Raw genomic sequence first — 13,987 nt, forward strand, 5'->3', positions numbered from 1 at the left:
GTGGTTGGAGCCTTTCCGTAACCATCAAGTGGTAGGAGGAATGAACCAATCCACAGTATCTCCAAACAGTATAGCATACAGACCTTGGAGAGGGTCTATAAACACTACTACTATATAATACGAGGAGAAATGGCAAATCGAAGTAAGAGGAGTTTTTAGACATTGTGATTACAAAACAGAGAACCAATGGAACAAATTAAAAAAGAAAATAAAACCAAATTGTCAAGGTGTGGAACTCTGGACAAATGGTTATTGTGTTATGACTTGCTTCTATTATTCGCCCGATCAAGTTGAAGATATGACTGAGGAAGAATACAACGCTTATAAAGATAAGGTGAGAGAAAAAGCAAGAGAAAATTATAAAAAAAGAGCAATACACAAAAACAATATAATAAAGACTTCATGGCAATGGCTGGCACTCTATAAAAGAAAAGTAAATGATGATGCTGAACCAATAGAACGCACATTTACAATAGATGGAGAAGAAAAAACCTATTTTTATTATAGACGAAAAGATACACGCCGTTGCTCTGATAAAAAATACAATGAATTAAAAGACGCTTATATTAAAAAATATGGTGGCTGGAAAGAAATTGACTTGAGGCACACAACATATAACGGCAAGAAATGGTATTAAGAAAGGAGTGAAAAACAATGACAATTTATATTACTGAAACGCCTATTAAGCCTATGCACGGCGATTATGATATTTTAATTGGTTATGGTATAGATAATAAAAGAAATTGTTATGAATTAGTTTTTACAAATGAAAATGGAAAGGCTGGAAGATTAGAAGGTGCTATGAATGTATTTACTGGAATACATATAGATCCTTCTAGTGTAAACCTAAAAAAATATAAGGGGGCAAATGATTATGGAGAAGAGACGATATAGTTTTATTTTAATGGCTGATTCAATAGAAAAAATAGATAAATTAGCACAAAATCAAGGGCTGAGTAGAACCGCCCTATTACAACTTATTATAAATAATTTTTTAAAAATGAAAGGAGAAAATGAAAATGAAAAACTTGTATAAAATAACATCATTATTAATGTCTGGGGCTTTATTATTAGGAGTTGTAAGCCCTGTATATGCTGAGGAAGAATTAAAAGTAATGGCTGAGCCTGTTGTATGGTAGACAAAACGGTTGACGCTTTAGATAAAGCGAAACACTGGATAAAACAGATTTGTATTAGTTGGTTATTTATTAATCTGAGCGGAGATATTTTGGTTTTGCTATTAACTTTTGCTGAAATAAAATATTAAAAAAAAGAAGAGATGACACAATTGTGTTGTCTCTTCTTTTTAATTATCATCTTCTAAAAATTCAACTATATCATTGGGTTTGCAGTCAAGAATTTTGCACAGTTTTTCAAGTGTATTCATTGTTATTGAGTTATTACGCTTTAGATTGGTTATAGTATAGGGGCTGAAGTTATGTTTGTAAATAAGCGCATAAGTTGTAATGTTCTTTTCCTGCATTGTTTTCCATAACGGTTTATAGCTTATCAATACATAGCCCCCTTCCCTTAATAAAAAATTGTCTATACCTATTATGATTGACAATTGAGGGCTTGCATATTAACAAAGATTTGTCTATAATTGATCTAATAATGGAAAAAGAGGCTTGCCCGCCTCTTTTTTCTTTGTTAAAAGCACATATGTGCCGTATTGATTTTGAATTTTTTAAATGATAAAATATAAATATAAGTAAATTAATTTGTATTTTACATACAATATAAGTAAAGTTTTTTAAGTTTTCGCCTTTTTTGTATATTAGGTAATAAAAAATATACGACGATATTTAAAGTTGAAAGGAGAACATAAAATGAAACAAATAAAATTAATAACAGGATATATAATTAAATTAGATAAGGTATATGACATCAACGAACTATATGATATGTTAAGTGAGGATCTACACGATAAAGTTTTTATTGAGTCTATAAAAGAAGGAAAGGGCTTTGTTGATTTCACAAGTAATAAAAATTATATTGCTGATATTTCATTTGAAATAGAAGGACAAGACAAAGTTAAAATTACAGAAATAACAAAAAGATCCTATGAAGATGAATTTGGTGTCAATTAAAAATTTTTGAAAAAAGAAAAGAATTTTTAGCGGTTTATTTTATAAGCCGCTTTTTTTGATCTCTTGCTTTTTAAAAATTGAGGTGGTAAAATAATAATATAGCTTATTGCTTTGCTTTAATAGAGTGAAAGGTTATAAAGTATTTTGTCTGAATAAACTTTAAATATCACAAAAACCATACGAGCCGTTATTTTGACGGCTCTTTTTTATTGCCTTTTCCTCTTGAATATAGACGAAAATTTGTCTATAATAGAAGCTGTAAAATACCTTAAATGAGGGGGAACATAAAATGAAAAAAAGAAAAATTATATCATTTGTTTTACTGGGCGTGATGTGCTTTTCGTGTCTGGCTGGCTGTGGTAAGACTGAAGAAGAAAAGGCTATTGAAGAACTGCAAGAAAATGTAGCACAAGATGATAAAAGCCTAGATGATTATTTGAATGATGTTGATGAATTCGTTGCTAACAGAGAGGAAATGGATGATTTAATCAATACTGAATATCTTCCAGAGATTCAGAGCACTTGGGAAAATTATCTTGCTTCTCAGACTGTAGAAGAAGCAAAAGAAAATGCAGAGGCGTTTAATAACGCTTATGATAAGCTGATGGAATTGAAAGATCAGGAATACACTTCTGAATATGAACTTATTAATGCCGTAAGTAAAGCAACTTCAGGTGGTTCTCGTGTTGATGATTGGGAATTTACAGCCCTTGATGTATTCGGTGAAAAGGTTCTTAATGCAGGATATGATGTTAATGAGTTCTGTTTTGACGATGAAACATTAGATTTTATGTTTTATTGCCACAATGAAAACGAAATAAACGGAATTGTAGTTAAGAGTGATGGATCTGAATGTACTGTTAATATAGATCCTGCTACAGAATTTCCTGGTAATACTGGTGTTAATTTCTACGAAATTGATAATGAAGTAATTGTTATTCGTACAACTGATGAAGCCTATAATGAATATTTCTATACTATGGATATAACTGGTGATACCGCTTGTAATCTAACTCAATTTGAATATAATTATGAAGAATACTATGATCGATCTTATGTCAATAAAACAGTTGACGCACTGATTAGTGTTCTTAACTCTATGATAATAATGTAAAAAAAATAGAGACTCGAAGTTTTCGGGTCTCTTTTTTATATAAGGACACATATTAATAAATATTTGTCTATACGCTTATTAAAATTGGGGGTGTATGATAAGAATGAATTATAAAAAGATTGCAGAAGAACTTTTTGAAATAATACTATTGTCAACAGGAATTACGGAAGATATACAGATGTTTAATTATCTGTGTGATCGCTATCCTGAATTAATGGAAAGTTATGTTTCTAAAATAGAGGAAAAAACAAAGGATATTAAAATTCCAGAATTTACGCCTGAAGAGGAAAAACGGCAATACGAAAAGTTAATGAAAAGAATTGAGGAATTAAAAAAATGATTACAATATATGTTTCTTTTAAAAACATTATTGAAAATAGTGATACAGACAAAATTTTAATAGATGGGACTTTTTCTGTTAAAGCAGAAAACGGAAGATATATTTTGTATTTTGAACATCTTGAGGACGATCAATACATATTAAAAAGAGTAAAAGATACCGAAAAAGATATATCCTATAATAACAGATCAAAGAAATACAATCTAAAAGATATAGATTTACAGACAAGTTGTGGAGCTGGAAGTATAATATCTTTTAAAGTGGAAAATATACCTTGGCGGTTTGGTGATCGGTTGTTCTTTTTCCCTTCAGAGAAAGTTTACCTTGAACCGTCTGAAAAATGTCATTTTAAATCTAAACAATCTATAGTTTATCTTGTAGAAAATCGTGATAATAAGTATTATGTAAAGAATGTAAGTAGAGATTGGGTACAAGTAAATCCGACAAAGGAAATAATGGAAAAAATAGTATTAGTGGAAAAACCAAAAAAAACTGCTAAACGTAAAAAGTGAAAAAAAACAGATAACTAATTGTTTTTTTGACAATTAAAAAAACAGATAATTAATTGTTTTTTTTCCAAAAATGCGGTAGAATTGTTTTTATTTTGTTTTTGCGTGTAATTCATCATTAGAAAATTTAAAAACAATTCTGGCGAAAATTCGTATAAATTCGTATAATAAAGATGCACTTAATCTTGAAAAGCCCTGAAAATAAAGGGTATTTTGCCCTTCTTATTATTTCCCACTATGAAGTCACAGGGCGCGGCAAAGAACGCTGCAAACAACGAGGCGCAGGCTTCTGCACCGGCAGCTTCCAAGATCGATCTGTCCAAGGTAAAGATCGAGCCGCTGTTTGAGGATATGGTGGACTTTGAGACATTCAGCAAGTCCGACTTCCGGGCTGTGAAGATCGAGGCGTGTGAGGCTGTTCCGAAGTCCAAGAAGCTCCTGAAGTTCACCCTGAACGACGGATCAGACAGAAAACGCACGATCCTGAGCGGTATCCACGAGTACTATGAGCCCGAAGAGCTGGTTGGAAAGACAGCGATCGCCATTACAAACCTTCCGCCGAGGAAGATGATGGGCATCGATTCCGAGGGCATGCTGATCAGCGCTGTGTACGAGTATGACGGACACGAAGGCCTGAACCTGCTGATGGTAGATGACCAGATTCCGGCAGGAGCAAAGTTGTACTAAATCTTTAAATAGACCAAACAAGGACACTTTTCTAAGAGAAATTTTAGAGGGTGTCCTTTTTCTATTTATGTGGCGGGAAAATGGCAGTGGGATCGAACCGGAGTGAACCAGGGAATAAGATGGCATTTTTATCGTACACCTGACCCTCTAATCTGTAGCTATAAGAAACAAAAAAGGTTAGATAGCGATAAGAGGAGGAAACAATGGCAAAGATTTATTTTACATTGACAGGAACGAGGCACTATTTTGGAGATGATTTTTTGAAAAAGGGGATGCGGATTGAATTAGAAAAGGAACCGGATAATAAATATGACCGGGAAGCGATCATGGTAAAGGTGAAAGGCCTTGGAAAGATCGGTTATGTGGCAAACAGTATTTATACCGTGCTGGGGGAGGCTGTGAGTGCCGGCCGTCTGTATGATAAGATTGGCGACAGAGCGGTTGCTAAAGTTGTTCTGGTAACTTCAAACGGTATCCTGTGCAAAGTGTGTAAAAAGAGCCTGGCGCAGAAGATTAAGGATTCAGAAGAAGAGTAATAGACAGAGCCTGGAGGAAGTTTGTCTTTCCGGGCTCTGTTACGCATTTGGAGAAGGTATAATCGTTCTATCAATACCTTTGGATGTCAATACCTTTGGAATGATAGTAGATGATTTATATGGTATAATAAGCTAAATGGATTAAAAACTGGAGGAAAAGAAAAATGGCAGAAATGGAAAACAGCAAAGACCTGATAAGTGTGTTATGGAATGGTGCGGATATTCTCCGATCTAAAATGGATGCGAATGAATATAAAGATTATTTGTTGGGGATCGTTTTCTATAAATACCTGTCAGATTCCTTTTTGATTAGAGTATATGATCTGCTGAATGATGATAAGCCGGAAAATCTGAAAGATGCTCTGGAAGCGTATAAGGAAGCGCTTGCAGATGAAAGTGCTGAGGAATTAAAGGAGCAGATAAAATTAGAGTGTCATTATGTAATTGAGCCGGAACTTACATATACTTTTTTTGCAGAGATGGCAAAAAATAATTCTTTTAATCGTGAGCAGTTACAAAAGGCTTTTAATAATATAGAACAAAGTGATCCCTTATTTGCAGATCTGTTTACTGATATTGATCTGTATTCTAACCGTCTGGGAGCGGGAGATCAGAAGCAGAGTGACACAATTTCAAGTTTGATTAAGGAAATTGACAAAGCGGATTTATTGAACACAGATGCGGATGTGCTGGGAAACGCTTATGAATATCTGATTGGACAATTTGCTTCTGAAACGGGGAAAAAGGCTGGAGAATTTTATACACCGCAGGCTGTGTCAAAAATCTTGACAAGAATTGCAATCGCCGGGCAGGAGAAAAGGAGAGGATTGTCTGTATATGATCCCTGTATGGGTTCTGGCTCTCTTCTGCTGAATGCTAAAAAATATGCTTCAGAACCAGAGTATATCAGATACTACGGGCAGGAACTGATGACATCCACTTATAATCTGGCAAGAATGAATATGTTCCTGCACGGGATTACTCCGGAGAATCAGAAACTCCGCAATGGCGATACGTTGGATGAAGACTGGCCGACCGGAGAGGAGACAGATTTTAACATGGTGCTTATGAATCCACCGTACTCTGCAAAATGGAGTGCGGCAGCAGGCTTTCTGCAGGATGAAAGATTCAGCGACTATGGAGTGTTGGCGCCTAAGTCAAAAGCGGATTATGCATTTTTATTGCATGGACTGTATCATTTAAAGAGTAATGGAACTATGGCAATTGTATTGCCTCATGGAGTCCTTTTCCGCGGAGCGGCAGAAGGGAAAATACGAGAAAAACTGCTTCGGTCAGGTAATATCTATGCGGTCATAGGACTGCCGGCGAATTTATTTTATAATACATCGATTCCTACATGTATCATTGTGTTAAAGAAGCATAGAGACGGAAGAGATGTACTGTTTATAGACGCCTCGAAGAAGTTTGAAAAAGGTAAAAGACAAAATGCGATGACAGATGAGCACATAGATGCCGTTATTGACCTCTATAAGAATAGAGAGACTGTAGACAAAGAATCTTTTCTTGCCAGTTTTGAAGATATTGAAAAGAATGATTTTAATCTCAATATACCGCGATATGTTGATAATTTCGAGAAGGAAGAAGAAGTTGATCTAAACGCACTTTTAACGGATATGAGAAAGACGGATGAAGAACTTGAAAATGTACATCAGGATTTTGTGTCACTTCTCAAAGAATTAACTTCATCGGATGAAAACATCATGGCATCGTTAAATGACTTGATTGGAAGGATCGAGAGGTAAACAAATATGGGAAAACCAGAGATCAGATTTAAAGGGTTTACAGATGATTGGGAACAGCGTAAGTTGGGAGAGGTGATTGAGGATTATGTAGAAAAAACTACAGTGGAAAATCAGTATCCAGTTCTAACATCTTCTCAGCAGATGGGAATTGTTTTACAAGATGACTATTTTTCGGGAGATAGAGTGAGCCAATCTGGAAATATTGGATACTTTGTGATCCCAAGAGGATACTTTGCATATCGTAGCAGAAGTGACAACGATGTTTTTGTATTTAATAGGAATGACTGCATAGATAAAGGAAGTATTAGCTATTTTTATCCAGTATTTAAACCAAGTGGAGTTGATTCCGACTTTCTTTTGAGACGATTAAATTATGGATTAGAAACACAATTGAAAATCGCTTCAGAAGGAACAGGTCAACATGTTTTGTCGTTGAAGAAATTTAAAAATATGACAGCTCTTTTTCCTAGTATTAATGAGCAGAGGAAAATCGGGGAATATTTTACACGTTTAGACCACCTTATCACCCTTCACCAGCGAAAGTGTGATGAAGTAAAAACATTGAAAAAATATATGCTTCAAAAAATGTTTCCTCAAAATGGGATAAATGTTCCAGAAATAAGATTTTCTGGTTTTACTGACGTTTGGGAACAGCGTAAGTTGGGGGAAATGGGCTCAACTTTTACGGGACTTTCTGGAAAAACAAAGGAAGACTTTGGACATGGGGATGCGAAATTCATAACATATATGAATGTGTTTTCTAATCCCATAGCTGATTTGCAAATGACAGAAACAGTTGAAATTGACTCAAAACAGAATTGTGTTAAAGCTGGAGACGTGTTCTTTACTACCTCGTCTGAAACACCAGAAGAAGTAGGAATGTCGTGTGTAATGCCTGAAAATGCTGATAATACCTACCTTAATAGCTTCTGTTTTGGATACAGACCGACTGAGAAATTTGATTTGAATTATCTTGCGTATGTGCTTCGTTCTGAGTCATTCAGAAAAGAAATGACATTCTTAGCACAAGGAATATCGAGGTATAACATTTCTAAAAACAAGGTAATGGAAGTTGAAATTCCAGTACCATCATTGGAGGAACAAAGCAAGGTTGGACGGTATTTTTCCAACCTCGACAACCTTATCACCCTTCACCAACGGAAGTGTAATGAATTAAGAAAAATGAAGAAATTTATGCTTCAGAATATGTTCCCTAAAGATTGAAAAGAGGAAAATGTATTTATAGCATTTCAAGATTGAGAGAGAATGATGATTCACATCAGTAATCGAGTGAAAAGGATAAGCCTTAAAACCATTTCAAGTAAATGGGGCTTATCAAGAGGAGGTTTTGAATGAGCGAACAAAAGAAAAAGATTGGTTTTACGGTTGCTTGTGTAAATGAATTTGCCCGGAAATATAATCTGAGTGTGCAGGAAGCATTCCGATATCTTTTCCACTTTAAAGGGATTGACTTTATTAAAGAAAACTATGATGTGGAACATACATTGGATTTTGAAACTATATTGGAAGATTTGGGAATGATGTGCCGTAGAAATGGAGGTATGCTATGAGATTATATCATGGAAGCAATATAGTAATAGATAGTATTAATTTAGCGATGTGCAGGCCATATAAGGATTTTGGACAGGGGTTTTATTTGACAGATATCGAAGAACAGGCAGAAAAGATGGCTACAAGAGTATCTAAAATTTACGGCGGATTTCCAGTTGTGAATATTTATGAAATAGATGACGATTTTAGAGAATTATCGGATTTAAGAATAAAAGATTTTGGTGCACATACAACGGAAGAATGGGCAAAATTTATAATGAATAATCGGAACAGAACATTTACAGATGAAAAAAGTCTTCTGTGCAATAGAGATAATAAATACGATATCGTAATAGGTCCTGTTGCTGATGATAATATGGCATTATTATTCCGACAATATGAAAATGAAATCATTGATTTTTCCACACTGCTGAAAGGAATGATATATAGAAAAACATCTTCGCAATATTCTTTTCATACAGAAAAAAGTATTAAACTTTTACGGAAGGTGGTCGATTAAAATGAATGAGCAGAAACAGTTAATTGAATATATGATACAGGATGTAGTTGATATGCTTGCGACGGATCAGAATATAGAATACGACGAGGCAATGAATAAATTTTATAATTCGGAAGTTTTTGAAAAGCTTCAGGATGAAGAAACCGGACTATATCTGGAAAGCTCGGGATATGTATATGATCTTTTTAAGGATGAGCTGAATTTTGGACATATTATTCAAGCAGAGATATAGATTATAACCGTTCAGAGCGATATATGGAGGAAATTTATGATTTTATATCATGGTAGCAATGTGGAAGTAAAAAACCCGAAAATTATCCAGTCAAAAAGATTGTTGGATTTTGGGACAGGTTTTTACCTTACAAGTGATTATGAGCAGGCGAAGAAATGGGCGATTCGCACTACTGCCAGGCGGGAAAAAGGAGTTCCTATTATATCCGTATTCAGTTTTGATGAAAGTGAATTTGAAAAACTTGATGTACTAATTTTTGATGCAGCAAATAAAGAGTGGCTTAGATATGTAGCTGCACATAGAACTGATAAATCCATAAAAGATACATACGATATAGTTGCCGGGCCAGTGGCAAATGACCAGGCAATCCGTACTGTAAATAATTATCTGAAAGGTTATTTTACAGAAGACATTGCGATACAATTATTACTTCCACAAAAATTAAAAGATCAGTATGTTTTTAAAACAGAAAAAGCACTTTCGATCCTGAAATTTAATGAGGTGAAATTCATATGAGAAGATTGGAACCTGAAATTATAGATTATTATAACAATGAAGTGGTTATGATGATAGCTGACAAATATGGATTGAGTCAAATGGAAGCTTTGAAAGCATTTGTATGCTCAAAAACACACGAAATGCTTGAAAATGAGGAGTGTGGAATGACTGAATTTGGTGCGGAAGCGATCTTTGAAATATGGGAGTGTGAAAAGGTTACAGGCGATCCTAGAAATTCTGTGTATATAAGGGAGGAATAGTATGACAGAGGAAATGAAATTCTTTATGTACTTATTGGAATATTATTCCGCATACAAAAACAAAAAAACAGGAGATGTGCTTAAGGAGTGGGAAAAAGGCGGAATTATTAAAAAAATATATGATAATTATTGGGTCTATCATACTGAACGAATTGAAAACGCCTATATGGACATTGATAGTTTAATGAAAACAGGGAAAAGTGCATGGTAATATCGACATAAAAAAACGGTTGCTTGGGAACAGCGTAAGTTGGGAGATATGTACGGGGCAATCGGAAATGCGTTCGTAGGAACTGCTACGCCATACTATGTAGAGCATGGACATTTTTATCTGGAATCTAATAATGTAAAAGATGGGCAGATAAATCATAACTCGGAGATTTTCATAAATGATGAGTTTTACGAGAAACAAAAAGACAAGTGGTTGCATACTGGAGATATTGTAATGGTTCAATCTGGACATGTTGGACATGCTGCTGTAATCCCAGAAGAATTGGACAATATAGCGGCTCATGCTTTAATTATGTTCAGAAATCCAAAAGAGAAATTTGAACCATATTTTTTGAATTATGAATATCAGACTGATACTTCAAAAAAGAAAATAGAGAACATTGCAACGGGTAATACAATAAGACATATTCTTGCATCTGATATGCAGGAATTTATTGTTGATGTTCCGACGTATACAGAGCAAAAAAGAATTGCAAATTATTTTCAGAGACTTGACCACCTCATCACCCTTCACCAGTGTAAGTGTTTTCATATCCAAAATGTCTTAAAGTTCATAAGAGTTAAAATCATAACAGTAGAAAAGGAGAAAAGCGATGCCTGAATTAGAGTCAATGATAGAAAAGAAACTGATTGAGCAGTTGAAATATGGTGAATCTCAGTGGACTTACCGGCCAGATCTGAAAACAGAAGCGGATTTGTGGGCGAATTTCAGGTATATCCTTGAGCAGAATAATAAGGAGCGTCTGAATGGACAGGCGCTATCCGATGCAGAGTTTGAGCAGGTAAAAAACCAGCTTCAGTTTTCTTCATTCTATAAGGCGGGAGAATGGCTGGTGGGTGAAAATGGGAAAGTGCAGGTTCATGTACAGCGGGATACAGATCGCCTGCATCTTGCAGTGATAAATCATGAGCATATCGCAGGCGGCAGCAGCGTCTATGAGGTGATCAATCAGTACAGTGCATTGAGAACGGAAGAAGATGATAAAATTCCAACCCGGGACAGAAGATTTGATGTAACTTTGATGATTAACGGACTACCATTGATCCATATTGAGTTGAAAAATAAACAGCACTCATATATGGAAGGATTCCGGCAGATAAAGAAATATATCGGGGAAGGAAAATTTACCGGAATTTTTTCCGCGGTGCAGATGTTTGTAGTGAGCAATGGTGTAAATACAAAATATTTCTCGGCAGCAGGTGATACGGAGCTCAATGAAAAGTTTATCAGTGGCTGGGTAGATAAGGATAATAATCCTGTGACCGATTATATTGATTTTGCCAAAAGTGTACTTCGCATACCGGAGGCACATGAGATGATTGCCAGATATACAGTATTAGACAAGGAAGCCAGGAGGTTAATCCTGCTTCGTCCATATCAGATCCATGCCATTGAGGCAATACGGGAAGCGTCTAAGACAGGCAGGTCGGGATTTGTGTGGCACACAACGGGATCGGGAAAAACACTGACATCCTATAAGGCGACAAGAAATCTATTGATGGATATTCCATCAATAGATAAAACAGTGTTTCTCATTGACCGGAAGGATCTGGATGCGCAGACAACGATGGCATTTCAGGCCTATGCCAATAATGATCTGATTGATGTTGAGGAGACTGATAATGTAGATGACTTAAAGAGAAAACTGAAAGCGGACGACAGGCGGGTTATTGTCACAACAATCCAGAAGATGCAGAGACTGATCTCCAGAAGGCTGCGGGAAGGGACTTCGGAATATACTAAAATTAAGAATTTAAAGCTTGCTTTCGTAGTAGACGAGTGCCACAGGGCAGTTTCCCCCGGGACTAAGAGAGAATTGGAAAGATTTTTTGGAAATTCTTTATGGTATGGTTTTACAGGAACGCCGAGATTTTCAGAGAATCCGTATCCGCAGATGGGCGATCTGCCCCGGACAACTGAAGAATTATATGGAAAGTGTTTGCATAAATACACGATTCAAAATGCCATTCATGATAACGCTGTACTGGGGTTCCAGGTGGAGCATAACGGACCTAAACACATTTCTGACGAGACGGATCGCAGCGTATATGAGACAGAGTCGCATATGCTGCAGGTTTTGGATGTTATTTTGAACAAGTCATATCACAAGCTGGGATTTCAGAATGGAAAAGGACAGACCTATGAAGGACTGCTTACTACAAGTTCCATCCCAATGGCCCAGAAATATTATGAGCTTCTGGAAAAGGTGAAGAATGGGGAAACTTCCTTGAAAATTGACGAGAAGATCAGACAGGTACTTCCGGATTTCCCGAAGTTTGCCATTACATATTCGGTCACGGAGAATGAGGACGGCTCTCAGGTAAATCAGCAGAAAATGCAGCATGCATTAGATATGTACAATAAGATGTTTGATACAAAATATGACCTGGGTCAGATACAGGCTTATAATGGCAACCTTAATAAAAGACTTGCAAGAAAAGACGACAAGTTTAAGAGGAGAAAAGAGCAGTTGGACCTTGTGATCGTTGTAGACCGTCTGCTGACAGGTTTTGATGCTCCCTGTATGTCTGTTATATTTATCGACAGGCAGCCTATGGGCCCCCACGATCTGATTCAGGCATTTTCACGAACGAACCGGATCTATGATAAGAATAAAATGTACGGACAGATTGTTACATTCCAGGCTCCGAAGATGTTTAAAAAATGTGTGGATGATGCAGTGAAACTCTACTCTGCAGGAGGTACAAATAGCGCTATCCTGGCAGAATGGGATGAAATCGAGTCCGCATTTAAAAAAGCACTGGCAGCTCTCCGGGTATCTGCAGAGACTCCATCTGAAGTACCGAGAATGTCTATGAAAGAGAAAAAGGTGTTTGCGAAAATTTTTCAGAGCTTTGACAGACTGTTTGCGCAGCTTAGATCCTTTTCGCAGTATGAGGACAGTATGCTGGAGGAATATGGGATTACGGAGAAAGAATATGAGGATTATGCCGGACATTATCAGAATGTAATGGAGGAAATCAAAATAGAGAAGGAAGGATCTGAAGACGAAGGAGGTGAGACGTCAGAGGCTGATCCAGAGTATGAGCTGATGGCATACAGTAATACCAAAATCGATTATGAGTATATTATTAATCTGATACAGAATATTGTGACGCCAGATGAGGATGCTGATGCTCTTACTCCGGAAGAGCGTCAGAAGCAGATTGATGAGGTTAGGCAGTACGTTGAGGAACTCAGAAAGGAGAATCCAAAGATTGCGGATATTATGTCCGGTTTAATAAGTGAGATTGAGGCGGACGAGGAGAAATACAGAGGACAGTCTATTCTGAATATTGTAGAAAATATGAAGAATGAATGTATTGATAAGGTGATTTCTGATTTTTGTATTACATGGTATGCTTCTAAAGATGATGTAATGTATGCGGCGATGCATTACAGAAATGGGGAGATACCGAATGCGAGTGTGATAAAATCTACGATTGATTATACAACCTACAAAACGATAAGCGAAAAACCGCTGCCCAAGTTTAAATATTATGCCCAATGTATGGCAGATTTAAAGAAAACATTGGATGAAGAAGTCAAGCCATTGATCAGCCATTCGTAATACGGATATTAAAAGAGCATCAGAGTCTGAAGCATTATATCAGCGTAAGTTATTTCGGGAAAGGAAGGTAGCGGGAGCTTATGC

Annotated in this window: 19 protein-coding genes and 1 pseudogene; 19 read left to right on the forward strand and 1 reads right to left on the reverse strand. The window is 36.1% G+C overall.

The genetic code is table 11. The features are described 5' to 3' along the window. The first annotated feature begins 298 nt into the window (after positions 1 to 298). From INF30_RS10530 to INF30_RS10540, 3 genes are read left to right on the forward strand one after another with little or no spacing between them, the layout of a single operon-like run. The gene (locus INF30_RS10530) at positions 299 to 637 is read left to right on the forward strand and encodes a hypothetical protein (protein ID WP_226395154.1); all 339 of its coding nucleotides are present in this window, start codon (positions 299 to 301) and stop codon (positions 635 to 637) included. Between the two features lie 17 nt (positions 638 to 654). Beyond that, on the forward strand, positions 655 to 894 hold the full coding sequence (locus INF30_RS10535; RefSeq protein ID WP_226395155.1) for a hypothetical protein: 240 nt from the start codon (positions 655 to 657) through the stop codon (positions 892 to 894). Next, positions 875 to 1,036 (forward strand): hypothetical protein, encoded by a 162-nt coding sequence (locus INF30_RS10540; RefSeq protein ID WP_226395156.1) that lies wholly within the window; start codon positions 875 to 877, stop codon positions 1,034 to 1,036. The genes INF30_RS10535 and INF30_RS10540 overlap by 20 nt, the downstream gene beginning before the upstream one ends. Before the next feature lie 270 nt (positions 1,037 to 1,306). Here the strand turns inward: INF30_RS10540 and INF30_RS10545 are convergent, their stop codons facing one another. Then, positions 1,307 to 1,483, reverse strand: a complete 177-nt coding sequence (locus tag INF30_RS10545; protein WP_311136019.1) for a helix-turn-helix domain-containing protein — start codon at positions 1,481 to 1,483, stop codon at positions 1,307 to 1,309. A gap of 346 nt (positions 1,484 to 1,829) precedes the next feature. Between INF30_RS10545 and INF30_RS10550 the strand changes: the two genes are divergently transcribed. The 16 genes and pseudogenes from INF30_RS10550 (at position 1,830) to INF30_RS10625 (ending at position 13,903) form a co-directional block, all read left to right on the forward strand. Continuing rightward, positions 1,830 to 2,090 (forward strand): hypothetical protein, encoded by a 261-nt coding sequence (locus INF30_RS10550; protein WP_226395158.1) that lies wholly within the window; start codon positions 1,830 to 1,832, stop codon positions 2,088 to 2,090. 289 nt (positions 2,091 to 2,379) lie between these two features. Then, positions 2,380 to 3,204, forward strand: coding sequence for a hypothetical protein (locus INF30_RS10555; RefSeq protein WP_226395159.1), 825 nt, complete (start codon positions 2,380 to 2,382; stop codon positions 3,202 to 3,204). Between the two features lie 103 nt (positions 3,205 to 3,307). Beyond that, positions 3,308 to 3,544 (forward strand): hypothetical protein, encoded by a 237-nt coding sequence (locus INF30_RS10560; protein WP_226395160.1) that lies wholly within the window; start codon positions 3,308 to 3,310, stop codon positions 3,542 to 3,544. Continuing rightward, entirely contained in the window at positions 3,541 to 4,056 is a 516-nt protein-coding gene (locus INF30_RS10565) for a hypothetical protein (protein WP_226395161.1), read from the forward strand. Before INF30_RS10560 ends, INF30_RS10565 begins: the two co-directional genes overlap by 4 nt. 219 nt (positions 4,057 to 4,275) lie before the next feature. Then, a pseudogene (locus INF30_RS10570) lies at positions 4,276 to 4,740 on the forward strand (lysine--tRNA ligase); the annotation flags it as partial. 203 nt (positions 4,741 to 4,943) lie between these two features. Continuing rightward, a complete protein-coding gene (locus INF30_RS10575) occupies positions 4,944 to 5,276 on the forward strand; it encodes an HIRAN domain-containing protein (protein ID WP_226395162.1) in 333 nt (110 codons plus the stop codon). 164 nt (positions 5,277 to 5,440) lie between these two features. Beyond that, positions 5,441 to 7,039, forward strand: a complete 1,599-nt coding sequence (locus INF30_RS10580; RefSeq protein ID WP_226395163.1) for a type I restriction-modification system subunit M — start codon at positions 5,441 to 5,443, stop codon at positions 7,037 to 7,039. A 6-nt stretch (positions 7,040 to 7,045) separates the two neighbouring features. Then, positions 7,046 to 8,263: a restriction endonuclease subunit S gene (locus tag INF30_RS10585; RefSeq protein ID WP_226395164.1), complete on the forward strand. Its 1,218-nt coding sequence runs from the start codon at positions 7,046 to 7,048 to the stop codon at positions 8,261 to 8,263. Between the two features lie 128 nt (positions 8,264 to 8,391). Then, entirely contained in the window at positions 8,392 to 8,610 is a 219-nt protein-coding gene (locus INF30_RS10590) for a DUF3791 domain-containing protein (protein WP_087175147.1), read from the forward strand. Next, complete coding sequence (locus INF30_RS10595) at positions 8,607 to 9,110, forward strand: DUF3990 domain-containing protein (protein WP_226395165.1); 504 nt, start codon at positions 8,607 to 8,609, stop codon at positions 9,108 to 9,110. Before INF30_RS10590 ends, INF30_RS10595 begins: the two co-directional genes overlap by 4 nt. Before the next feature lies 1 nt (position 9,111). Then, positions 9,112 to 9,342 (forward strand): hypothetical protein, encoded by a 231-nt coding sequence (locus INF30_RS10600; RefSeq protein ID WP_076780116.1) that lies wholly within the window; start codon positions 9,112 to 9,114, stop codon positions 9,340 to 9,342. Positions 9,343 to 9,378: 36 nt separating this feature from the next. Beyond that, positions 9,379 to 9,858, forward strand: a complete 480-nt coding sequence (locus tag INF30_RS10605) for a DUF3990 domain-containing protein (protein WP_076780118.1) — start codon at positions 9,379 to 9,381, stop codon at positions 9,856 to 9,858. Continuing rightward, a complete protein-coding gene (locus INF30_RS10610; RefSeq protein ID WP_076780119.1) occupies positions 9,855 to 10,100 on the forward strand; it encodes a hypothetical protein in 246 nt (81 codons plus the stop codon). The genes INF30_RS10605 and INF30_RS10610 overlap by 4 nt, the downstream gene beginning before the upstream one ends. A 1-nt stretch (position 10,101) precedes the next feature. Next, entirely contained in the window at positions 10,102 to 10,311 is a 210-nt protein-coding gene (locus INF30_RS10615; RefSeq protein ID WP_076780121.1) for a DUF3791 domain-containing protein, read from the forward strand. 48 nt (positions 10,312 to 10,359) lie between these two features. After that, positions 10,360 to 10,932, forward strand: coding sequence for a restriction endonuclease subunit S (locus INF30_RS10620; RefSeq protein ID WP_264176913.1), 573 nt, complete (start codon positions 10,360 to 10,362; stop codon positions 10,930 to 10,932). Continuing rightward, positions 10,925 to 13,903, forward strand: coding sequence for a type I restriction endonuclease subunit R (locus tag INF30_RS10625; protein WP_226395167.1), 2,979 nt, complete (start codon positions 10,925 to 10,927; stop codon positions 13,901 to 13,903). The genes INF30_RS10620 and INF30_RS10625 overlap by 8 nt, the downstream gene beginning before the upstream one ends. Positions 13,904 to 13,987 lie beyond the last annotated feature (84 nt).

It is taken from the genome of Claveliimonas monacensis (assembly GCF_014982975.1).
Classification (GTDB): domain Bacteria; phylum Bacillota; class Clostridia; order Lachnospirales; family Lachnospiraceae; genus Claveliimonas; species Claveliimonas monacensis.